Origin of the sequence: Novosphingobium sp. ES2-1 (assembly GCF_015169775.1) — a bacterium.
GTDB classification, from domain to species: Bacteria; Pseudomonadota; Alphaproteobacteria; order Sphingomonadales; family Sphingomonadaceae; genus Novosphingobium; species Novosphingobium subterraneum.
This window is the reverse complement of record NZ_CP063445.1, coordinates 227,217-249,183: the sequence shown is the minus strand read 5'-3', so window position 1 is coordinate 249,183 and position 21,967 is coordinate 227,217. Positions and strand designations below refer to the sequence as shown.

The window sequence follows — 21,967 nt, the reverse complement described above, 5'->3', positions numbered from 1 at the left end:
CTCCTTTTCGCCTGAGGTGCTAGCACAGGATACAAATTGAAAAGAGCGATTGTTTTTTATCACAATCGATAACAGTCTCTGATCAATGAAACGGATTGCGATCTACCACCTGGAAACGCTGCTGTGGATCGCGCGGCTCGGCACCTTTCGCGCTGCGGCCGAAAGGCTGAACACCACGCAGCCCGCCATATCCGCCCGCGTGCGCGAGATCGAGGAGCAGTTGGGCATCGCGATCTTCCGCCGGGAGGGGCGCAACATGGTGTTGACCGCGCGCGGGCGACGGCTGGTGCAGGAGTGCGAGCCGCTGTGGGCAGGGTTCGAAAAGGCGCTGCTGACGGCGTCCGGCTTCGAGGGTGCCAGCGGCGTCGTGCGGATCGGTTCAGGCGAGATTGCCGCAGCATCGTGCTTGCCGGGCTTCGTCCATGCTATCGAGCAGGACTTACCCGGAGTGACACTGGAGCTGGAGCTGGACCTGACCGCGCGCATGTTCCAGCAACTGCTTGGCGGCACGATCGACCTTGCTTTCCTGGCGGGACCGGTGGCGAGCCCGGGCATTCGGACCACGCCTATCGGTTCAGTCGGCCTCGTCTGGGCAGCGAGCGCGCGGACGGCAGCGGCGGGCGGCTTTGCCAATCCCCTGCCGGTGTGGTCGATTCCGGATCTCTCGCCGCTGCACGGCGTGACGATGGAGACGCTCGAAGCCAACCGCGTCACGCCGCGCTCGATCGGCACCTGCAACAACGTGCGCACGTTGATCGATATCGTTACCGGCGGCGGCGGCGCGGCAGTGCTGCCCGAGCCGATGGTGCGGCCACTGCTGGAGGCGGGCATACTCGCCGAGGTTCTGCCGGCCCCCGCCCGCAAGATCCGCTTCGAAGTGGCCATCCGCAACACCGAGAGCGATCCGCTGGTGCTGGAACTGTTCCGGCGGGCGAGCGAGCTGAGGATCGATGGCACGCCCGACTGACACGCGAAAAAGGCCACCGTTTCCGGTGGCCTCGTTCGTTTCGCCTGTTAGGCCTTGAAAGGCTTATTCGCCCTTCTTGTCGGCCCAGACGTTCTTCTTGGCAAGGTATGCCAGAACCGTGGCGACGAGCAGGAAGCCAAGGACGGCCCATCCGGTCTGCTTGCGCTTGTCCAGCTTGGGTTCGGCGGACCAGATCAGGAATGCCGAGACGTCTTGAGCCATCTGGTCGACGGTTGCCTTGGTGCCATCCGAATAGGTCACCTGACCCTCGCCGGTCAGCGGCGCCGGCATCGAGAGGTTCAGGTTGGCGAAGTACGGGTTGTAGTACAGGCCATCCGGAGTCTTGGCATCCGGGAACTTCTTGAGCAGCTCGGCAGGCTGTTCCTGATAGCCGGTCAGCAGCGAGGCGACGTAGGCGCCACCGTTGTGACGGGCCTTGGTGATCAGCGACAGATCGGGCGGGCTGCCCTGACCGGCGTAGTACACGGTCGGGAAGTAGTCGGACGGGATGTTGTCACGCTCTGCGCGCTCACCGGTCTTCGGATCGAAGGTGGGCTGCTTGGTGCCCCACTCCTTGGCGATCGCCTTCACTTCGGCTTCCGAGTAGCCGAGGGCGGCGAGGTCACGGAAGGCGACATGCTTGAGCGAGTGACAGGTGGCGCAGACTTCCTTGTAGACCTGGAAGCCGCGCTGCAGCTGCTGCTTGTCGAACTTGCCGAAGGCCCCGTCGGACGCGAACTTCACGTCCTTGGGGTGTAGGTGGAACTCGTGCTCTGCCGTGGGTGCAGCGGGTTCCGAGATCGCCGAGTAGGCGCCATTGCCGAACGACCAGAGCAGTGCGACGGCGAAGAAGAGGCCGACTAGGGGGCCAAAAAGACGGACCATGGGGTTCTCTTTCTCTTGCGCTTCGTACCGGCTCAGGCGGCCGCAGGGTTGGCGTTGAGCACTGCGCTCTCATCCTTGCCGAGCACGGCTTCGGTGATCGAGAACGGAAGCGGTTCCGGCTTCTCGATCGACGAGACGATCGGCAGGATGATGAGGAAGTGCGCGAAGTAGTACAGCGATGCCAGCTGGCTGAGCATCACGTAGGGCTCTTCGGCCGGAGCGCCACCGCAGTAGAACAGCACGGCCATGGTCGGAATCAGGCCGAACCAGAAGAACTTGCGGAACAGCGGACGGTAGTGGCCCGAACGCACCGGCGAGGTATCCAGCCAGGGCAGGAAGAACCACACCAGGATCGCGCCGAACATCGCCAGCACGCCCATGAGCTTCGCCGGAATGAAGAAGAAGTCATAGGTGAAGGCGCGCAGGATCGCGTAGAACGGCCAGAAGTACCATTCCGGAACGATGTGCGCAGGGGTCGAAAGCGGGTTTGCCGGGATATAGTTGTCCGGGTGACCGAGCGCATTCGGTGCGAAGAACAACACAGCGCAGTAGATCAGCAGGAAGACGCCCAGACCGAAGCCGTCCTTCGCCGTGTAGTACGGGTGGAACGGAACGGTGTCGCTCTCGCTCTTCACTTCGACGCCGGTCGGGTTCGACGAGCCGGGGATGTGCAGCGCCCAGATGTGCAGTATGATGACACCTGCGATCACGAAGGGCAGCAGGAAGTGCAGGCTGAAGAAGCGGTTGAGCGCAGCGTTGTCGGGCGCATAGCCGCCCAGCAGCCACACCTGCAGCGGTTCGCCGACGACCGGGATCGCGCCGAACAGGCCGGTGATGACCTTGGCACCCCAGAACGACATCTGGCCCCAGGGCAGCACGTAGCCCATGAACGCCGTTGCCATCATCAGCAGGAAGATGACGACGCCGAGCAGCCAGATCATCTCGCGCGGGGCCTTGTACGAGGAGTAGAAGAAGCCGCGGAAGATGTGGAGGTAAACCACGACGAAGAACGCCGAAGCGCCGTTGGCGTGCGCGTAGCGCAGCATCCAGCCCCAGTTCACGTCGCGCATGATGTGCTCGACGCTATCGAAGGCAACGCCAGCGTTCGCGGCGTAGTGCATCGCGAGGATGACGCCGGTCACGATCTGAAGCACGAGGCAGAAGCCGGCGAGAACGCCGAAGTTCCACATGTAGTTCAGGTTGCGCGGAACCGGATAACCGGCGCCGACTGCGTTGTAGACGAAGCGGGGCAGCGGCAGCTTCTCGTCAAGCCACTGCGTCAGGCCATTGGCCGGCTTGTATTCGTTTGCCCAGGGAAAGCTCATGTTGCCTGTCCTCAGCCGATCTTCACGACAGTGTCGGAGATGAATGCATATTCGGGCACCTCGAGGTTCTTCGGTGCCGGACCCTTGCGGATGCGTGCGGCGGTATCATAGTGCGAACCGTGGCACGGGCAGAAATAGCCGCCAAACTCGCCCTTCACTTCACCTTCGCCCGCGCCCAGCGGCACGCAGCCGAGGTGGGTGCAGACGCCCATGGTGATGAGCCAGTTAGTCTTGCCTTCCTTGGTGCGCTCTTCCAGCGTCTGCGGATCGCGCAGCGAGGATGCATCCACCTTGTCGGCGGCAGAGACTTCTTCCGGCGTCAGGTTGCGGATGAACACCGGCTGCTTGCGGAACACCGCCTTGATCGCCTGGCCCGGCTGGATCGCCGAAATGTCGATTTCGGTGGAGCTCTGCGCCAGGACGTCCGCCGACGGCGCCATCTGACTTACCAGCGGGACCAGCACGGCAGCGCCGCCAACCCCCGCAAAACTCACCGCCGCGATATTGATGAAATCGCGCCGGCGCACGCCTTCTTCGGCCTGTGCCGAAGTGTCGATGCTTGCCTGTTCAGCCATTGAAATTCCCTGCCTGCTGCCGCCGCGCACGCGGATCGCGCACGGTCCAACTTGCCCCTTTGGAACGGCTCTGGAAATTGCCCATGGGGCTAACCACATGAACACCGGAACCGCACGGGAACCGGGCACGCGCAAATGCACGGCCCCGGCCCCCACTTGGCGCGCCTGATAGACGCAAAGCCACGGCTTTGCCAACAGGCATTTTGGTGCGGGAAACAGCCCTTATCCGGCCCTGTATTTCCGGGCGATTTCAAGCTTGCGACAATGGGTGGTGCGCGGTTTGCGCCTCAGGCGAATCCGGCGCCCTGTGGCCAATGCGGCCCTGCGAGTCCCATGACCTTGAACAGGACACCCATCTGCCCTTCGCCAGTCAACCGTTCGCGCGCGGCCTGGATTGCCTCGGCATGGGTCGGCGCATAGGCCGCCAGCGCGTCTGCCCGCGCATCGATCCCCAGCGCGCGCAGCCAGCGCCCCTGTTCGACCGTGCCGAGCCATTGCACTCCGCGCGATAGCGCGATCGGAGCCAGTGCCGAGAAATCGACATGCGCGGTGAGGTCCGCGTCGCCCGGATTGGAAAAGACATCGACCTTGCGATGCCCGCGCACCGCCTGGAGCGAGGAGCCTAAGCGCGGCTCGGCATGGCCATAGTCGATGAACAGCGCGGCGCCGCCCTGTCCGGCCAGCCTGCCTGCCACCTCGTAGACGACCGCTGCCGAAGCCGGGGATGTTTCGAGAATCGTGCCTTCCGGTGCTTCATGCCGACTCTGCGGCACAGCGGCATCCATCGGCGCCGTCCCTGCGACCGGGATCAGGCGCCCGTCGGCAATGCCGACCATGCGTTCGCGCCAGCCAGCCGGCGTGCGCACAAGCTGACGCACCGGCAGCGCATCGAGGAACTCGTTGGCAATGATCAGCAGGGGGCCGTCGGTCGGCAAGGTCGACAGGTCGGCATGCCAGAAGGCTGCGGGATGGAGTTCGAGCTGCAGCGCCTTGAGCGCGGTGCTCGTCTCCACGAAATGCACGCGGGGCGTCAGGCCATAGCGGCGCGCCGCGCCCAGCGCATCGCGTGCCAGCGTGCCGCGCCCCGGCCCAAGCTCGACGTAGTGAATCGGCTCAGGCCGCCCGGCGCGAATCCATATGTCGGCCATCCACAGGCCGATCAGTTCGCCGAACATCTGGCTGATTTCGGGCGCGGTGATGAAATCGCCCGCCGTTCCGAAAGGATCGCGGCTGGAGTAATAGCGCGCGTTGGATTCTGCCATGTAGTGCGCCACGCTGATCGGACCGGTATTGGCGATCAGGCGGGCGAAGGTCTCCAGCAGCGATGCACTCACGCCGGAAGCGCTCCGCCCGTTGCCACGGGTTGGCGCATCAAGCCGCGCAGCAGGAAGAACAGACCCACGGCCATCATCGGGACGGTCAGCCACTGCCCCATCGAAAGGCCGCTCTGCATGGCAAGGTCCAGCAACTGGGCATCGGGCTCGCGGAAGAACTCGACGGTGAAGCGCGACAGGGCATAGCCCAGCGTGAAGGTGCCGACGAGCAGGCCCGGCCGCCAGCGCGCCCTGGTCTTCCAGAACAGCACAAGCAGGACGATCGCCAGCACGAGTCCTTCCAGGATGGCCTCGTAGAGCTGGCTGGGGTGACGGGCGACCGGACCGCCGCCGGGAAAGACCATCGCCCAAGGCACGCCGGGACCGGCCTCACGGCCCCACAATTCTCCGTTGGCGAAATTGGCAAGGCGGCCGAACAGCAGGCCGAACGGCACGCAGACCGAGATGTAGTCGCACACGCGCACGAAGTTGAGCTTGCCGCGCCAGGATACCCAGGCGATCGCCAGGACGGTGCCGATCAACCCGCCGTGGAAGCTCATCCCGCCTTCCCAGAGCTTGATCAGGTTCTCCGGATGCGTCAGCAGTTCGGGGGCATAGAAGATCGCATAGCCCAGCCGCCCGCCCAGGATGATGCCGAGCGTTGCATAGAAGAACAGGTCGTCGGCATGGCGCTGCGCCATCGGCGCGCCGGGCTGACGCAGCATCTTCAAAAGGTGCCAGTAGCCCAGAACGATCCCGGCAAGATAGGCCAGCGAATACCATTTGAGCGCAAAGAACCCGAGATCGAGCGCGATCGGCCCGACGCCCAGATCCTCCCAGCGAATCGGCGTATGTCCGGCAGTTGCGGATGCCGACGCTACGGCAAGCGCGGTTGCTGTTGACACTAGTGACAGCAAGAGATGAACTCCCTAGAACTTTCAGGACAGAATGTTTTGGTTGGCCCGTTTTCGTGCTGTCAAACGCGCCCGATGAGGTAACGTATTGGCACAGGGAAAAGGTTGCAGGCAAACCCGAAAAAGGCGCGAAACAAGACAGCGTCAGGGTGAGGAGACGAAAGGGTAACATGAAGACCGAGCTGGACCTCGCCATGGACAGCGCCTTTGGCGCGCTCACTGCCGAAGGTGGCATGTTCCACACCGTCCCGATCGAGCGGTTCGGGCAGCAGTTGCCGATGATCGCCGCCGCACCGCCGCACCTGCCGGCCTACTTTGCCTACTTCTGCGCGACGCAGGGCGAGAAGACCTTCATCGTCGATGGCGACACCCGCCTGAGCTTTGCCGATGTCTACAAGGCGGCGCGCCAGGTCGCGGGTGGTCTGGTCGAAGGGCTGAAGCTGCAGAAGGGCGAACGCGTCGGGCTGGCGGCACGCAATTCGGCCAACTGGGTCATCGCCTACATGGGCGTGCTGATGGCAGGCGGTTGCGCCACCCTGCTCAACGGCTGGTGGCAGGGCGAGGAACTGGCCCACGGCATCGATCTGGTGAAGTGCCGCTTCGTCATTGCCGACGCTGCGCGTGCCGCCCGGCTCGAAGGTCACGCGCACGGCGCGCAGCTCCTGCCGATGGGCCACGATTGCCCTTACGAAGAGGGCCTTGCCGCGCTGCTCGCAAACGGTGGCGGAATGGAAACCATCCTGCCCGACCTTACCGGAGACGATCTGGCCACGGTGCTGTTCACCTCGGGCTCGACCGGCATGGCCAAGGGCGCCTATTCCGATCACCGCGGTGTCGTGCAGGGCACGATGAACTACGTCTGCCAGTCGGCGGCGATGCTGGCGATCCTGACGGCGCGGGGCGAAGGCCCGGCAGAAGGTTCGCAGCCGGTAACGCTGGTAAACGTGCCGCTGTTCCATGTGACCGGCGAAGTGCCGGTGTTCCTCCAGTCCTTCGCGCTGGGTCGCAAGCTGGTACTGATGCCCAAGTGGGACGCAGTGGAGGCGATGCGCCTGATCGAGCGCGAGAAGGTGACCTACTTCGTCGGCGTACCGCTGATGAGCTTCGAGATCGCCACCCATCCGGACCGCGACAAGTACGATCTTTCGACCTGCGTCTCGTTCGCCGCCGGTGGCGCGCCGCGCCCGGTCGAGCACGTCGACCGCATCCGCAAGGCACTGCCCCATGCCTTCCCGTTGCTGGGCTATGGCCTGACCGAGACCAATGGCGTCGGCTGCGGCAACCTGAACGAGAACTACCTCGCCAAGCCCGGCAGCACCGGCACGGCCTCGCGCCCGCTGGTCGATCTCGCCATCCTCGACGATGATGGCAAGCCGCTCCCGCAAGGCCAGGTTGGCGAGGTGTCGATCCGCTCGATCTGCAATTTCCTCGGCTATTGGGACAACGAGAAGGCCACGCGCGAAGCGATCATGCCCGATGGCTACTTCCGCACCGGCGACCTCGGCTACCTCGATCCGGAAGGCTACCTGTTCATCGTCGACCGCAAGAAGGACATCATCATTCGCGGTGGCGAGAATATCTCGTGCATCGAGGTGGAAAGCGCGATCTACGCTCACCCCTGCATCGCCGAGGCCAGTGTGTTCGGCCTGCCCGACGAGAAGTTCGGCGAAGTGCCCGCCGCCGTTTACCTTGCAAAGGAGGACTGCTCGGCCACCGAGGAGGAACTGCGCGAGTTCCTCAATGCGCACATTGCGCCATTCAAGATCCCGGTGCGCTTCTGGGAAGTGACGGAACCGCTCCCACGTCTCGGCACCGAGAAGGTCGACAAGCGCACCCTGCGCGAACGCTATACCAAGGAATTCCTTACGGCTTGACCGGCTGGGCAGGTTCGTGAGGTCAGACGCTCACGAACTTGCCGGCCGCGCGGTCCTTGCGAACCTTGAGGCCATCGAACACCTGGCCGCTCATCGCGATCCACACGCCGGGCGCCGCCACCTGCGCCGTGGCGAAGGCCATGCCGAGATTGAAGTGCGCGTCGGTCTCGGCAAAGCGCGCCGGTGACAGGGCGCCGGTCAGCACGATGGTCTTGCCGGCAATGTCGCTGAGCGCCTTGGCCGTTTCGGTCATCGTATCCGTGCCATGGGTAATGACGACATGGCGTTCGGGCGCCTCGCGCACCGCGGCGGCAATCAGCGCGCGGTCGGCGTCGGTCAGTTCGAGGCTGTCCTTGCGCATCAGTTCCATCACCCGGAACGGCAGCGCCACGCGCGCCTCGGCGATCAGCGCGGGGATTCCGCTCTCGACGATCTGGTATTCGCTCAATGCGTCGAAATAGGCCTTGTCGATGGTGCCGCCAGTGGTCAGCACGAGGATCGGTTCTTGTTGCATGGCCAAGCCCTTAGCCGAGCGTCAGGGCTGCGGCTAGTTGCCCGGCAGGGGAGGTGGCGGCGGGGCGGACCCCGTTGTCTGGCTGGGCAGCGCCTGCCCGCCCGGAAGGCCTGCGCCCGGCGCCCCGCCCGAAAAGCCCCAGCCCTGCTGCGGTGCCGGCGGTCCCATCAAACCGCGCGGCAATGCCGGGCGGGGCGAAGGGTCGGAAGTAGGCCCGGCAGTCTCGCGCGAGGGCTGCGCCGGGGTCGACGCAAGCTGCGCTTCGGGCACTGCCACGGGCGGCGCTACCGGGACCGACTCCTGGGCATCCGGCCTCTTTTCAGCCGCCGCACCGCTTCCGCGGGCCGCCGGAGGCAGGGGGACTTGCGCCAATTGCACCGGAGTTTCTGCCGCAGGCACCGCGATTGCGGAGGGCTGGGCTGCGGGTTGCTGCCGCGCCATCACCGTGGTTGGCCCGCCCGGTTGAACCGGGTTGTGCGCTGGCTGGCCAAGCAGCACGACGGCGGCAATAGCTGCCGCAGCAGCGGCAAGGCCGCCCACGGCAAACCGCACGCGCGAAGGCGCAGCCACCCGAGCGGGGCGAGCTTCAGCGCCAGTGAATGGAATCACCTGCGCCGTTTCGCGCGGCGTCGACGGCTCTGCAAGGGGTGCGGCTTCGGCGGGAAGCTGCGGCAACGCCGTAGCCTGTGCCACGATCCGCGCCGCAAGCCCCGGCGGCATTGCAGGACGCGGCGCCTTGTTCAGCATCGCATCAAGCGCCGCGCTGGCCTTCGCGGGGGAGACGGGAACCTCGCGCGCCATCACGCGTGGGCCTCGAGATCGGCACAACCGACGTCGCGCGCTTCCAACAGCGTGCGCATCTGCCTGCGGGCCCTGAACAGCAGCGATTCCATCGCCTTGATATTGAGATCAAGCACCTCGGCTGCAAGGGCGTTGGAAAAACCTTCGTAATAACAAAGGACCAATGCTGCGCGATAACGCTCTGGCAAGTCCGCCAGCGCGGCTGCCACCGCCCGGGATGCCTGGTCGGCCTCGATTCGGCGATCGGCGAGAGGCGTTTCGTCAGCCGGATCGGGCAACGCCTCGACCGTAACCACGCGGAAGCGGCGCTTCCGGTCGAAACAGAGGTTCATTGTCACCCGGTGCAACCAGCCCACAAGCCCAGCCCCGCTCGGGCTCCAGCGCGGCGCATTCTGCCACAGGCGCGCAAAGCAATCCTGCAGCACGTCCTCGGCTTCCGCGGCATCGGAGAGCATGCGCATCGCCACACGGTAAAGCGCGGGAGAATGGCGATCGACCAGCAAGGTGAAGGCATCGACTGACCCGTGTGCGACCTCTCGCATGAGGGCCGCATCGTCGAGCACCTCGCGATGGATCGGATCTGCAGCAATCAGGCTGTCTTCAGCCACCACCGCTTCCGAGCGCACGTCGCCGTAGAAGGTCAAGGTTACCTGCCGTTCGCACCAATCCCGCCGCCGTACGCAGCGAGGCCACGCCGCTGATTGCCGGTTCCTGCGTGAACGCCAGATTTACAGATCGCGTGAAACGGCTCGTCGCATTTATTTCGCAGTCCCGCCGAAGGGTTGCGCCCGGTGCTCCGTTTAGCGCTGCGGAGGCATTCCAGGGCAGCCAGTCGCCCGGCCATCCAACCTGTCGATCGGACAGCAGGTGCCCCCTGCCGCCCGAACACTTGGGCCCGCGCCGACCGCACCCCGGCGCGGGCCTTCTTTCCGGAATTTCGAGGGGTTACCCATGAACCGTCTGCGCTGCTCAACCTTCCTATCCTCGCTGGCAAAGGCGCCCGTGGCCCTTGTGCTGCTTGCGCCGCAGGCAAGCTTTGCCGCCACCCAGATCGATTCCAACCAGACCACCACGGTCAAGACTTCGACCGGAGGGAACATCTCGATCGGCGATGACGGCTCGATCACGCTGGAGAACGGCGGCAAGGCCATCACGGTCGATTCGAACAACACCGTGTTCATCGACGATGGTGGCTATATCGACAACTCGGGCGGCAAGGACGGCGACAGCGGGATCACGGTCAAGTCGGGCGTGACGACGACAATCACCAACGACGGCTCGATCTCGGTCACCGAAGACTTCACCGGTGAAGATGACGACAACAACAACATTGCCGACGGGCCGATCGCCTCTGCCAGCAATCGTTATGGCATCCACGTAGAAGCTGGCGGTACCACCACTGGTTCGATCGAAAGCACCGGATCGATCATCGTGGAAGGCCTCAATTCGGGCGGCATCGTGGTGGATTCCGATTTCGTGGGCGACATCTCCAACAGCGGGACGATCACGGTCATCGGCGACAACAGCGTCGGCATCTCCACCCAGGGCGTGACCGGCGATGTCACCGTCGAAGGCACCGTGTCCGTTGCCGGACGTGGCAGCCAGGCGGTCGCGCTGAATGGTGATATCGATGGGACCTTCCGCATCCAGGGCACGGTGTCCCAGGCATCGTCCTTCACCGCGGACGATGGCACCACGCTCACGCTGTCACGCGATGACCTGCGCAACGGCAAGGCCGCTGTCCAGGTCAAGGGCGACGTGACGGGCGGCATCCTGCTCGACGCGGTGCCCTACAACCTCGACGACAACGATACCGACGAGGACGACGACGGGACGACCGACTCTTCCGAAACGACGGGCTCGATCTCCTCTGTCGGGAGCAGCCCGGCGCTTCTCGTCGGCGGCGCGAACGCGATCACCATCGGCTCGGTCGAAGGACGCGACGGAACCTTCTCGCTGGCGATCGACGGTTCGATCAGCGCATCGAGCGTCTACAGCCGGACCGACGCCTATGCCGTCGTGATCGGAGGCCAGGGCGGTACGGTCAACATGAGCGGCGGCATCGGCGTCTCGGGGACGGTCTCGGCAACCACGGTCGATCAGAAGGCCGTGGCCATACTGGTCAACCAGGGAGCCACCGTTCCCAGCCTTTACAACAGCGGCACCATCAAGGCGACGATCAGCTCACCCGGCGAAGGGACCGCCTATGCGATCCAGGATCTGTCGGGCACGCTGACGACGATCAACAACACCGGGTTCATCACCGTATCCGGCTCGAGCACTGATGACCTGCGCGCCATCGACCTGTCCGCCAACACCTCGGGCGTGACGATCAAGCAGTATCTCAACGACATGGATGCCGACGCGCAGGAAGACGAACAGGCCGACGACGATTACGATGCCGACAATCCCACGATCTACACCTACATCGTCGGCGATATCCATACCGGCTCGGGCGACGACCTGCTCGATGTGGCATCGGGCCGGATCTATGGCGACACCTATCTCAATGCCGGGAACGACAAGGTCCTGCTCTCGGACGACAGCGGCTATGTCGGCGATATCCACTTCGGTGGCGGCACGGCCACGATGGGCATCTCCAATACCGCCTACTTCAACGGCAATCTCGATCTGGCCGGCAATCTTGGCACGCTGACGCTTTCCGACACAGCCAGGTTCTCGGGCACGCTGAGCAATGCGGACAATCTCGACGTCATCGTCAATGGCGGCTCATTCGGAGCAAGCGAGGCCACCACGCTCAAGTTCGACACTCTCACGGTCGGCGCCAACGGGACGCTCAACGTCTATGTCGACGGCTCGACGGGCACGGCCTCGCAGGTGGTGGTCAATTCCGCAACGTTTGCCAGCGGGGCAAAGATCAGCGCGAAGATCCCCTCGCTGGAAGATGCGACCGGGACCTACACGATCCTTACGGCAGGAACGCTCGAGGGATCGCCTTCGTTCGATTCGACCACGACCGAGCTTCCCGTCCTGTTCAACGGTGATGTCAGCGTTGAAGGTGAAACGCTGGTTCTCGATATCACCCGCAAGACCGCAGCCGAGCTTGGCCTTACCGCGCCACAGGCTGCTGCCTACGATGCCATCTATGCGCAAGGTATCGCGGCAGAGGACCTTGGCTCCAGCTTGCTGCAGGTCGATGACGAAGCCGCATTGCAGGGGCAGTTCAACCAGCTCCTGCCCGACTATGCCGGCGGCGTGTTCGATTTCGTGACCCGTTCCGGCCGGATCGCCTCGCGTCACCTGATGGACGACAGCTCGCTGTTCGATATCAGCAATGTCGGTGGCTGGTTCGAGCCGATCTATTTCCGCGGCTCGAAGGACGATACCGACAGCGTCGGCTTTACCGTCAAGGGCTGGGGGATTTCTGCCGGGCTCGAGCGGGTAACGGGCGTGGGCAACGTTGGCGTCTCCTTCGCCTACACCAAGGGCGACATCACCACCGGAGACTACCAGACCACTGATGCCAGCAACTACGAACTCGGCGCGTTCTGGCGTTACGGAAGCGGCCCGTTCTACGCCTTTGCCAAGGCCTCGCTTGGGCGGGTGAAGCTCAATTCGAGCCGCACGTTCACGGGTGAAGTGGATACGAGCGACCTGGTCTATAGCGCGGCCGGCAGCTGGAGCGGCTGGACCGTCGGAGCCCAGGGCGGCGCCTCCTACAAGGCGCAGCTCGGCGGGGGCTTCGCCATCAAGCCGATGGCGAAGTTCGACTACTACCGCCTGAGCGAAAAGGGCTATACCGAAAGCGGCGACGATGAGATCGCGCTGACCGTGGCCAAGCGCACTTCGGACCTTGTCACCGGGACCGGCAGCGTCACGGCCTCGTGGAGCGCGGGCGAATGGGCACGCGACGACCGGCCCTTCACGGTCGAACTGGAAGGCGGCTACCGCTCGCGTCTTGCCGGAAAGCTGGGGGACACCGTGGCCAATTTCGAGGACGGCGATTCCTTCCGCCTGACCGCCGACCGCATGAAATCGGGTTGGACTACCGAAGCGCGCATCCTGGCAGGCGGCATGGACTACACCTGGCAGCTTGCCGGCGGCGCCGAGCAGATCCAGGGCGGGATCGACTATTCCATCCGCGCTTCGCTGAGCGTCGCATTCTGATAGAAATGGCGGGTGACGAACGGCTCGTCACCCGCCATTCTTTGCGACATCTGGTCTCAAACCAGCGCGTTCGCCCTGGCGATCGCCCCCAGCACGCCAGCGCTCGGCCTGGCCTTCCGCTCGAACGTCACCGGGTCATAGCTGGCGAGACCGAACTTGGGCCGATAGCCGAAGATCCACTCGAAATTGTCGACCAGCGACCAGTGACAATAGCCGATCACCGGCACGCCATCGTCGATCGCCTGCTTGAGGCCCGCGAGCGAAGGCGGAATGAACGCCGCGCGCACCGCGTCGTCATCAATGCCGACGCCGTGCTCGGAGACCAGCACCGGCACGCCCGTCGCCGCATGGGCATACCGCACGGCGCCCGCCAGTGACGGTGGCCAGACTTCCGTACCTGAAAAATTGCGCATGCCGCCTTCGGGCGGAGGAAGCCTGCCCTTGTCGCCCCATAAGGCGCGCTCGTAGTTCTGCACGCCGATGAAGTCGTCGACCCTGGCCACTTCAAGCCATGACCCGTAAAGCTCGCCGCGCATGCGATCGCGGATCGAGTTCTTGCCGACCGCCTGATCGTCCAGCATCGCCAGCGACACGCCGACCGGAAGGTCCGGCCGCACCGCCTTGATCGCCGCGCGGCCCGCCTTGTGCGCGGCCAGCAGTCCGACTTGCAGTGCCGGCAGGTCTTCATAAGCCGCCACGTTGCCGCAAACCATTTTTTCCACGCCGAGCCGCTTGGCCGCCGTATCGAGCGTCAGCTTCTGGATATCCCACACCGGCTTTGGAAGCATGGGCTTGAGCAGCAACAAGATGTTGGGCTCATTCAGCGTGATCGCACTGTGCATCTGCGCGCCCATCGCCTGCGTCACGCGGGTGCAGTAGCGGGCGAACAGCTCGACGCTTTCGGGGTTGGTCCAGCCGCCCTGCGCGCTGAACCACAGGGGCGCGCTGAAGTGGCTGTAGGTGACGACCGGTGCGAGTCCCCGCGCCCGGCAGCCTTCCACGATCCGTCGATAGTGCCCCAGCATGCCCGTGCTGAACCGCCCCTTGACCGGCTCGATCCGCGCCCATTCCACCCCGAAACGATAGGTGTTGAGCCCGATCGACTTGGCCAGGTCGAGGTCACGCTCCCACAACAGGAAACTGTTGGCCGCATCGCCCGAAGGCTCGGCAAAGACGGTGGGCTGCTGGTGTTCGAGATACCACAGGTCTGACGTGGTATTGTTACCCTCGATCTGGTGCGGCGCGGTCGATGCGCCCCACAGGAAACCCTCGGGAAAGCGCGGGCTGGGGGCCGGTTTGCGGGTGCCCTTCGCAGAGAGCGAGGCACCGCTTGCAGCAAGGGCAGCAACGCCCCCGGCGAGAACGGAACGGCGATCGATCATGGTTTCTCCCAAGGCTTTGCCGCCCGGCCTACGCCGCGCAAGCCATCAGGTAAAATAACCGATTATCGCCCCGTTATCGGCCCAGCCTATGCCTCGGCGAGGACATCCAGCATCGCCCGCCCCAGCGGCGGCAGTCCCCGCTCCGCCAGATAGCGCACGCCCACGCTGCGCTCGAAGGTCGCCTCGCCGATCGCAATGGCCCGCAACACGCCGATAGTCAGCTCTGCCGCCGCTACCGTACGCGGCAGGATCGTCACGCGGTCGCTATGGCGGACGATGGCCTTGGTCGTCAGCAGTGAATCGCAGCGGATCACGTTCTGCGGCACGGCCACACCGGCAGCCAGGAACAGCGCATCGACCTGGCGCCGGAACGCGCCTTGCGCCTCGGGCAGGACCCACGGCAAGTCGGCCACCTCGCGCAGCGAAACACTGTCGCCCAAGGCATCGTGCCGCCGCCCCACGATCAGGGCAAAGGAATCGCGCGAGGCCGTCACTTCAACCAGATCCGGCGGACAGGCTTCGATCTCGGTCGTCACGAAGGCAAGGTCGAGCGAACCCTTGCGCAACAGATCGGTCAGTTGCGGATCTGGCCGCTCGATCACGCTCAGCGCGAACGGACCGACGCGCTCCTCCAGCCGCGCCACTGCCTGCGGCAACAGGCTGACCAGCGCGCCGGGCGTCCCGCCGATCCGCAACGGCCCGGCCACGTTGCGCGCAGCGTGGTCCACCTCGACTGCCGCCGTCTCCAGCAGCCGCACCATCGCCTCGGCCCGCTCGCGCAGTGCCTCGCCCTCGCGCGTCAGCACGATACCGCTGCGCGACCGCGCGAACAGCGTCACCCCCAGCCGCTGCTCCAGCAGCGAGATCGTGTTCGAAACTGACGGCTGCGAGATATTCAGCGCCCGCGCCGCGCCACTGATCGATCCGGTCTCGCACACTCGCCAGAACGTGGCGACAGCACGGGGATCAAGGCGGAGGCGCGATGGGGGCTTGCTCATGACTCTGGCTTAGCCTGCAAGCATAGCCTGTGTCTATGTGATAAGCCTCAGGGATCTACCCTACGGGCCTTGTCACCCCCGTGACGATCATTGTCATCGGACATCGCGCAACCCCCGCGATAGCTGGAATGCCATCATCCAGTCGCGAGGGGTACGATGGCGACCAAGCACCTTTTCCTGCAGGCGACGGCCTGCGCCATGGCCGTGGCGGCCGCGCTGCCAATGCCCGCGTTCGGCCAGGCGAACGAAGCCGAAGCCCGCTATGCCGCGCTTGCCGCGCAGGAGCGCCAGAAGGCCGGAGACCCGGCGTTCGACTACGCCCTCGGTCTGGCAGCGTCGGACGCCGGGCACTATGGCGAAGCCATCGTCGCCCTGCAGCGGGTGCTTGCCCGCCAGCCCGACAATGCCCCGGCCCGCGCCGAACTCGCCCGCGCCTATGCCCTGGCCGGTGACATAGACACCGCCCGCAGCCAGTTCGCCACCGTGGTCGACGATCCGACCATCCCCGACCCGGTCCGCCAGCGCTTCACCGGCTTCGTCCGCCAGTTCGACAGGCAGATCAAGGGCGGCGGCTCCGACCTTTCGGGCTTCGCGGAAAGCGCTTTCGGGCACGACAGCAACATCAACTCCGCCACCCAGCTCACCTCGATCACCATCCCGCTGTTTGCCGCGCTTGGCCCCGGCACCCTGGGCAACAACGCCCGCGCCCAGAAGGACAAGTTCTACGATCTTTCGGGCGGCATCTCGGGCGTCAGCGCGATAAGTCGGCAGGACCGCGTGTTCGGCTCGCTCCTCGGCAACTTCCGCGACAATCTGAACTCTGCCGCCTTCGACCAAGCCAGCCTCACCGGAACGGCAGGCTTTGCCCACACTTTCGCCAACCGCGATGTCGCCTCGCTTTCGGGGCAGGTCCAGAAGTACTGGCTCGGCCACAAGGGCTTCCGCACCGCCTATGGCGCGATCGGCCAGTACACCCACATGCTGAGCGGCGGAAAGGCACTGTCCGCCTCGGTGCAGTACACCCGCTTCGATTACGACCGCGACCCCTTACGCGATGCTGACCGCTTCGCCGTGGGCCTCGGCCTCGCCGCCCGCCAGTTCTCCGTCAACCTGATCGGCGGGCACGAGGAAACCCGCGCCCAGGCCGGCGATGCCGAATCCAATACCTTCGCCGGTGCCAGCGCCGGTGCCGAAATCCAGATCGCGCCCAAGGTCGCGGTGGTTGGTGGCGTGGCGTTCGACTTGCGCCGCTATGACCGCGCCGATCTGCTGTTCATGCGCAAGCGCCATGACGAGCGTGTCGACGTGACCGCTGCCGTCAAGATTGCCGTCCTGCCGCGCCTGTTCATCCAGCCCAAGGCCGCCTGGTCGCGCAACTGGTCGAACATCGCCCTCTACGATCACGAACGCTGGACCGTGCAGGCCGGCGCGCGCTTCGAATTCTGATCCGGGAGACCAGCCCCATGAAAGCCTCAGCCCTCACCGCCCTCCTGATCGGAGCCTCCAGCCTCGCACTCGCCACCCGCGCCCACGCGCAAGAGGTGGTCTTTGCCGACAATGCCGACCTTGCCGCCGCCGCCCTGCGTGGCGAGCGCGTGACCCAAGAATCCGGCGTCACCCAGATCCGCCTCTCCAGCGGCGCGATGCTTTCGTTCGTCGAAGGCGCGGAATTCCGGCTGCGCCCCGATGGCTCGGTCGATCTGTTCAAGGGCAACGTCACCGTGACCGGCGCGGGCATGAGCGAAACACTCGTCCGCCTCGGCGGTCAGGGAACGGGCAAGATTGCGGGCGCAGGCTCGTCGGGCAGCTTCTCGGTTGCCACCGACGCCAGCGGCAAGACGATGGCCACGGGCCGCGTTCTGACCGGCCTTGCCAGCATTGCCAACGGGCGCGAGGAGCGGCGCTTCAACGCCGGGCAGGCATGGGAAGTGGCCAACGGCCACCCGCGCCTTGCCACATCGGCCCCCGTCGCGCCCGCCCCGCGCATGACCCCGCAGCGGCAAGCGCAGCTTGCGGCACAGACGCCCGTGCCAACTCCGGCACCAGCGCCCGCATCAACACCGGCACCCGAACCGGAAGTCGCCTCGATCAGCGAAGGCGGTCCCGCCGCTGCTGCCGAGAACGGGGTGCCCGTGGTCCTCGGCGAAGCGCTCGCAGCAGCTGGCGCTTCGGGCGATATCGTCTCGTCAGGCCAGCGTATCGAAGCGGCAGTGGCCAACCCCAGCCTCGAAACTTTCCCTTCGAATGATCTTGCGGTTCTCGTCGCCTATGCCGCCCGGCTTGAAAGCCTCTACGGCGGCCAGCCCTTCAACCAGGCCCAGGCCGACGTGATCCGCGCTTACCTGAACTACCTCGCCAGCGGCCAGACCCAGGCGCAGTTCCTCACCGTCTATGCCGGGCTGATGGTGCAGTTCCTCGACTTCGTCCGTTCGGGCGCGGCGCCGTCCTCGTTCAGCGGCACTTCGCTGGCAGACATCAACGCCTTCATCTCCTACCGCTCGCGCACCGATGGCTTTGCCGCGCTGTCGAGCCAGAACCGCGTGCTGGTCGATGCCTATCTCGCCTTCGTATTAGGCGGCGGCAATGCCGACCAGTTCGTCACGCGCTACACCTCGCTGACGAGCGCCTACTTCGCCTATCTGCGCAGCGGCGGCGATCCGCTGGCGTTTGCAGGCGCGACCCAGGCGACGCTCAACGCCTATATCGGCTTCCTCAACGATTCCGGCCTGCTTGTGCGCCTTGCCGAAACCGACCGCGCGCTGTTGCAGGCCTATCTCGCCAATGGCGGCACCGCCTTTATCCACCAGTACCAGACCGCGCTGACCGCCTACTTCGCCTACCTCCAGAGCGGCCGGTTGCCGAGCCAGTACGGCGCCGCCGATCCTGCCGCACTGCGCCAGTATCTCGAAACCCTGCAGGCCACGGGCCTGTTCGAACAGGTCCTCGGCGCACAGGCGACGTTCTACGCGCAGTATCTCGCCTACCTGAAGCAGGGCGGCACAATCGACGGCTGGCAGGGCCTGCCCGCCAATGTCTTTGCCGGTTATGCATCCGCACTCAGCAGCTATCAGGCCTATCTCGCGGCGGGTGGCGTGCCCTCGGCCTATACCGCGCTCGATCCCGCCGTGCTGCGTCAGTACCTCGATGCCCTTGCCGCTGCTGGCGCGCTTGACCGGTTCCTCGGCGCACAGGCCACGTTCTATGCCCAATACCTGGCCTACCTGACCGGTGGCGGGACGATCGATGGCTGGCAGGGCCTGCCGTTCAACGTCTTCACCGGCTACGCCACGGCGCTCCAGGCCTATTACGAATTCCTGCAGAACGGCGGGCTGCCGTCTGCCTACACCGCACTGACGCAGGACGAAATCCGCCAGTATCTCGCCGCGCTTTCGGCAGTGGGCGCGAACGAGGCGTTCCTTGGCCAACTGGCCAGCTTCTATTCGGCGTTCTTCGCCTATCTCGCCAATGGTGGAAACCCGGACCTCTATACCGGCCTGCCCACCCCGCCGAACTACGAAGCCTTTGCCGATGCGCTTTCGGCCTATGTCGCCTACCTGCAGGCGGGCGGCGTGCCGAGCGCCTATACCGGGGCCGACCTCGCCTTGCTGCAGCAGTACATCAAGGCGCTGATCGACAGCGGCAAGCTTGCCACGTTGCTCGGCACGCAGGCGGAATTTCTCACCGCCTACTACGCCTTCCTTGCAGGCGGCGGCACGCCCGATGGCTACACGGCGCTGCCTGTCTACGCGACGTATGTCACCGCGCTCGAAGCGTACTACGCTTTCCTCGCAGGCGGCGGAAAGCCTTCGGAATACACGGCACTTACGCAGGCGCAGATTCTCGCCTACCTCAAGGCGCTGACCGACGCCGGCGTGCTGGCTGCCCTGTTCGACGGGGCGACGCTGGCCTTCATCCAGAGCTACTATGTCTACCTCGCGGATGGCGGCAACCCCGACCAGTTTTCCGGTCTGCCCGGCACCAGCGCAGCCAAGGTCGGCTACAACACCAGCGCCGAAGCCACGCTGATCACCTCGCCCGTCACTGCCGACATTACTGCCGAGGGGAAGATCAACCGCCTGCAGTTTTCGCAGAACGGCCGTCCGCTCGATTTCAACTACGCGGCAAACCCGGTCAACGTCGCCAAGGAATACGGCCGCTTCGGCGATGACGTCGCCTGGACCCGCTACTTGTCGGACACCTCGAACAATGCGGTGAACTTCAACAACCACCTCATCGTCGGCACGCCATCGGCCACGATCCCGGCCAGCGGGAAAGTCGACTATCGGCTCGTCGGCGGCACCGCACCGACTGACTACGGGGCGGCAGAAGGCGAAGTCGGGACATTCACCGGCAGCCTCGCGGTAAGCTTCGGCGCCGCGCCCAAGATCGGCGTGGCCATGGATGTAGTCGCGGGGAGCCGCAGCTGGCATGTCCAAACCGCAGGCGGCGCCGCCGATCCGACCAATGGCGGTTTGCTGATCGGCACGGACCGCGCCTTCGTCGGCACCAACGCGAACCTTGCCACCACCTCCACTTCCGGCGGCGGGTGCGTCTCGGCCTGTGGCACCACGCTCAACGGAAACCTGTTCGGCCAGAACGCCGCTTATGCCGGTTTTGCCTACAGCCTGTCGGACAGGTCCCTGCCCGGCTCCACCCAGATCAACGGCGTCGCCGTTTTCGGACAGACCGGAACGACGCTCGCCTATCTCGGAAAGGCTCCTGCATCGAATGTGCTGACTGGCTATACCGGCGGCTTCAACGGCACGTCCCCGCGCATAAACTTCATAACCACCCTGCGCCTCTCGAGCAGCACCCTGCTGGCGGGCAGCGAGCAGGGTTTCGATGCCCTGTCCTACACGCTCGATAGCAATGGCGGACTCACCAGCTACACCCGCGCTGGCAACTTCACCCGCACGCCAGGCACCATGACGATCAGCGACGTCGCAGGAGATGCCGATGTGCTTGTCGGTCGCTGGTCCGATGGCACCAACACCGGCGCAACTCCCTTTACCCTGACGGCAGATCAGGGCTTCCACTACATGCTGACCCGCGCCACGCCGACCGGCTTTGCGGCGCCGACCACCGGGACGATCGCCTACGACCTCCTCGCTGCCACCAAGCCGACCTGGATCGACGGCTCCGGCGCGCCCGGCACCTTTACCGGCAGCTTCAAGGTCAACTTCGGCCTCGCCCTGCCCAAGATCGCGATGGAGGCGAAGATCGTGATGCCGACCGGCGGGGTTGGCGGCGGCGCCTATACCTTCGATTTCACCACGACCGGCGGCCTTGCCGACATCACCCGGTCGACCAGCAACTTCAATATCTTCTCCAATCAGAGCTTCAGCTTCGTCGTCCCGGGTGACGACCACTCTGGTTCGTGCAATGGCAACGTTTGCTACCTTGCCGCCTTCGGCAACTGGGCCGGCAGCACCGACAAGCTTGCCCTGACCTACACCGCCGTCAGCACGGCCGGAAACGCCAGGAACATCATCGGCGCGGCAGCCTTCAAGATTGGAGCGGGGGCTGGAACGGGAAGCGGCAACACCACGCCCGCGGCTGCGCCGGACGGCATCGTCAAGTATGTCGGCTATCTCGGTGGCGGACGCTTCTCCACCTTCGAAAACGCAACGCCCGTCACCACCGACAGCAACGGCGGGCTCACGAAGGTTGATGGCTTCTTCGAGCAGAGCGGCGCGACCAGCACTGACGGTGGCAATGCCTCCGGAATCGTTGCCTGGTCGCGCTGGGTCAATGGCAACATCACCGGCCTTGCCGGAACGCCCAGCACCACGCTCGGAACAGGCGGCCTCGCCCAGGTCTGGGGCAAGCCTGCCACCAATGCGCCGACCTCCGGCAAGGTCGACTACGCCCTCGTCGGCAGCACTCGTCCGGCAACACCGAACGCCGTCGTCGGGACGCTCGACAGTGCGAAGCTCTCGGTCGATTTCTCCACCGCCAAGGTCGGGTTCGAGGCCGGACTGACGGTGTCAGGCCAGCCGGTCACCATGGCCACGAGCGGCGGCACGGCCACCCCCTCGATCTCGCTTCGCGCCAGCGGAACGACATTCGGTGCAGGGACCGGACAAATGACGCTGACCGGTGCCAGCGGGGCCTCGATCGAAGGCTTCCTCGCCGGGGTCGGGGCGACGCATGCCGGCGTCGGGTACTATGTCCAGACGACCACCGGCAATGTTGCAGGCGCCATCGCGTTCGGACCGAAGGCACCCTGAACACGTCAACGAAGATGACCGCATTTGTCACGAGAGTGACGGGATAGTTGTGTGGGAGTTG

General features: G+C 65.0%; 15 protein-coding genes. 5 read left to right on the top strand and 10 right to left on the bottom strand.

Going from position 1 to position 21,967, the window contains the following annotated elements:
* Positions 1-85 precede the first annotated feature (85 nt).
* Positions 86-967 (top strand): LysR family transcriptional regulator, encoded by an 882-nt coding sequence (locus IM701_RS01200; RefSeq protein ID WP_193827536.1) that lies wholly within the window; start codon positions 86-88, stop codon positions 965-967.
* 63 nt (positions 968-1,030) lie between these two features.
* On the opposite strand, the gene IM701_RS01195 is transcribed toward IM701_RS01200, so the two are convergent.
* The 5 genes from IM701_RS01195 to lgt form a co-directional block, all read right to left on the bottom strand.
* Positions 1,031-1,852: a cytochrome c1 gene (locus tag IM701_RS01195; protein ID WP_039337160.1), complete on the bottom strand. Its 822-nt coding sequence runs from the start codon at positions 1,850-1,852 to the stop codon at positions 1,031-1,033.
* A gap of 32 nt (positions 1,853-1,884) precedes the next feature.
* The gene (locus tag IM701_RS01190; protein ID WP_193827535.1) at positions 1,885-3,177 is read right to left on the bottom strand and encodes a cytochrome b N-terminal domain-containing protein; all 1,293 of its coding nucleotides are present in this window, start codon (positions 3,175-3,177) and stop codon (positions 1,885-1,887) included.
* Positions 3,178-3,188: 11 nt separating this feature from the next.
* Entirely contained in the window at positions 3,189-3,752 is a 564-nt protein-coding gene (gene petA, locus IM701_RS01185; RefSeq protein WP_039337156.1) for a ubiquinol-cytochrome c reductase iron-sulfur subunit, read from the bottom strand.
* Positions 3,753-4,039: 287 nt separating this feature from the next.
* Positions 4,040-5,086 (bottom strand): class I SAM-dependent methyltransferase, encoded by a 1,047-nt coding sequence (locus IM701_RS01180; RefSeq protein ID WP_193827534.1) that lies wholly within the window; start codon positions 5,084-5,086, stop codon positions 4,040-4,042.
* A complete protein-coding gene (lgt, locus tag IM701_RS01175; RefSeq protein ID WP_193827533.1) occupies positions 5,083-5,982 on the bottom strand; it encodes a prolipoprotein diacylglyceryl transferase in 900 nt (299 codons plus the stop codon). The genes IM701_RS01180 and lgt overlap by 4 nt, the downstream gene beginning before the upstream one ends.
* A 167-nt stretch (positions 5,983-6,149) precedes the next feature.
* On the opposite strand from lgt, the gene IM701_RS01170 reads away from it, so the two are divergent.
* Positions 6,150-7,853 carry a class I adenylate-forming enzyme family protein gene (locus IM701_RS01170; RefSeq protein WP_193827532.1) on the top strand — a complete coding sequence of 568 codons (1,704 nt, stop codon included), beginning with the start codon at positions 6,150-6,152 and terminating at the stop codon, positions 7,851-7,853.
* A gap of 22 nt (positions 7,854-7,875) precedes the next feature.
* On the opposite strand, the gene IM701_RS01165 is transcribed toward IM701_RS01170, so the two are convergent.
* The 3 genes from IM701_RS01165 to IM701_RS01155 are packed head-to-tail and all read right to left on the bottom strand — an operon-like array spanning position 7,876 to position 9,812.
* Entirely contained in the window at positions 7,876-8,367 is a 492-nt protein-coding gene (locus tag IM701_RS01165) for an asparaginase domain-containing protein (protein ID WP_039337149.1), read from the bottom strand.
* A 33-nt stretch (positions 8,368-8,400) separates the two neighbouring features.
* Positions 8,401-9,168 carry a hypothetical protein gene (locus tag IM701_RS01160; protein ID WP_193827531.1) on the bottom strand — a complete coding sequence of 256 codons (768 nt, stop codon included), beginning with the start codon at positions 9,166-9,168 and terminating at the stop codon, positions 8,401-8,403.
* On the bottom strand, positions 9,168-9,812 hold the full coding sequence (locus IM701_RS01155) for an RNA polymerase sigma factor (RefSeq protein ID WP_193827530.1): 645 nt from the start codon (positions 9,810-9,812) through the stop codon (positions 9,168-9,170). Before IM701_RS01155 ends, IM701_RS01160 begins: the two co-directional genes overlap by 1 nt.
* Positions 9,813-10,119: 307 nt before the next feature.
* Between IM701_RS01155 and IM701_RS01150 the strand changes: the two genes are divergently transcribed.
* Positions 10,120-13,296 (top strand): autotransporter outer membrane beta-barrel domain-containing protein, encoded by a 3,177-nt coding sequence (locus IM701_RS01150; RefSeq protein ID WP_193827529.1) that lies wholly within the window; start codon positions 10,120-10,122, stop codon positions 13,294-13,296.
* A 56-nt stretch (positions 13,297-13,352) separates the two neighbouring features.
* Here IM701_RS01150 and IM701_RS01145 read toward each other — a convergent pair whose 3' ends face one another.
* Together IM701_RS01145 and IM701_RS01140 are read right to left on the bottom strand one after the other, a co-directional pair.
* Entirely contained in the window at positions 13,353-14,678 is a 1,326-nt protein-coding gene (locus tag IM701_RS01145; protein ID WP_193827528.1) for a family 1 glycosylhydrolase, read from the bottom strand.
* Between the two features lie 86 nt (positions 14,679-14,764).
* A complete protein-coding gene (locus IM701_RS01140; protein WP_039337142.1) occupies positions 14,765-15,676 on the bottom strand; it encodes a LysR family transcriptional regulator in 912 nt (303 codons plus the stop codon).
* A gap of 156 nt (positions 15,677-15,832) precedes the next feature.
* Between IM701_RS01140 and IM701_RS01135 the strand changes: the two genes are divergently transcribed.
* Together IM701_RS01135 and IM701_RS01130 are read left to right on the top strand one after the other, a co-directional pair.
* Complete coding sequence (locus IM701_RS01135) at positions 15,833-17,122, top strand: tetratricopeptide repeat protein (RefSeq protein ID WP_230487750.1); 1,290 nt, start codon at positions 15,833-15,835, stop codon at positions 17,120-17,122.
* Between the two features lie 17 nt (positions 17,123-17,139).
* Positions 17,140-21,906: a hypothetical protein gene (locus tag IM701_RS01130; RefSeq protein ID WP_193827527.1), complete on the top strand. Its 4,767-nt coding sequence runs from the start codon at positions 17,140-17,142 to the stop codon at positions 21,904-21,906.
* Positions 21,907-21,967 lie beyond the last annotated feature (61 nt).

What these genes read in the sequence shown, in the direction of transcription:
- IM701_RS01200 (WP_193827536.1), top strand. Translation starts at nt 86, where the DNA reads ATGAAACGGATTGCGATCTACCACCTGGAAACGCTGCTGTGGATCGCG.
- IM701_RS01195 (WP_039337160.1), bottom strand. Translation starts at nt 1,852, where the DNA reads ATGGTCCGTCTTTTTGGCCCCCTAGTCGGCCTCTTCTTCGCCGTCGCA.
- IM701_RS01190 (WP_193827535.1), bottom strand. Translation starts at nt 3,177, where the DNA reads ATGAGCTTTCCCTGGGCAAACGAATACAAGCCGGCCAATGGCCTGACG.
- petA (WP_039337156.1), bottom strand. Translation starts at nt 3,752, where the DNA reads ATGGCTGAACAGGCAAGCATCGACACTTCGGCACAGGCCGAAGAAGGC.
- IM701_RS01170 (WP_193827532.1), top strand. Translation starts at nt 6,150, where the DNA reads ATGAAGACCGAGCTGGACCTCGCCATGGACAGCGCCTTTGGCGCGCTC.
- IM701_RS01165 (WP_039337149.1), bottom strand. Translation starts at nt 8,367, where the DNA reads ATGCAACAAGAACCGATCCTCGTGCTGACCACTGGCGGCACCATCGAC.
- IM701_RS01160 (WP_193827531.1), bottom strand. Translation starts at nt 9,168, where the DNA reads ATGGCGCGCGAGGTTCCCGTCTCCCCCGCGAAGGCCAGCGCGGCGCTT.
- IM701_RS01150 (WP_193827529.1), top strand. Translation starts at nt 10,120, where the DNA reads ATGAACCGTCTGCGCTGCTCAACCTTCCTATCCTCGCTGGCAAAGGCG.
- IM701_RS01145 (WP_193827528.1), bottom strand. Translation starts at nt 14,678, where the DNA reads ATGATCGATCGCCGTTCCGTTCTCGCCGGGGGCGTTGCTGCCCTTGCT.
- IM701_RS01140 (WP_039337142.1), bottom strand. Translation starts at nt 15,676, where the DNA reads ATGAGCAAGCCCCCATCGCGCCTCCGCCTTGATCCCCGTGCTGTCGCC.
- IM701_RS01135 (WP_230487750.1), top strand. Translation starts at nt 15,833, where the DNA reads ATGGCGACCAAGCACCTTTTCCTGCAGGCGACGGCCTGCGCCATGGCC.
- IM701_RS01130 (WP_193827527.1), top strand. Translation starts at nt 17,140, where the DNA reads ATGAAAGCCTCAGCCCTCACCGCCCTCCTGATCGGAGCCTCCAGCCTC.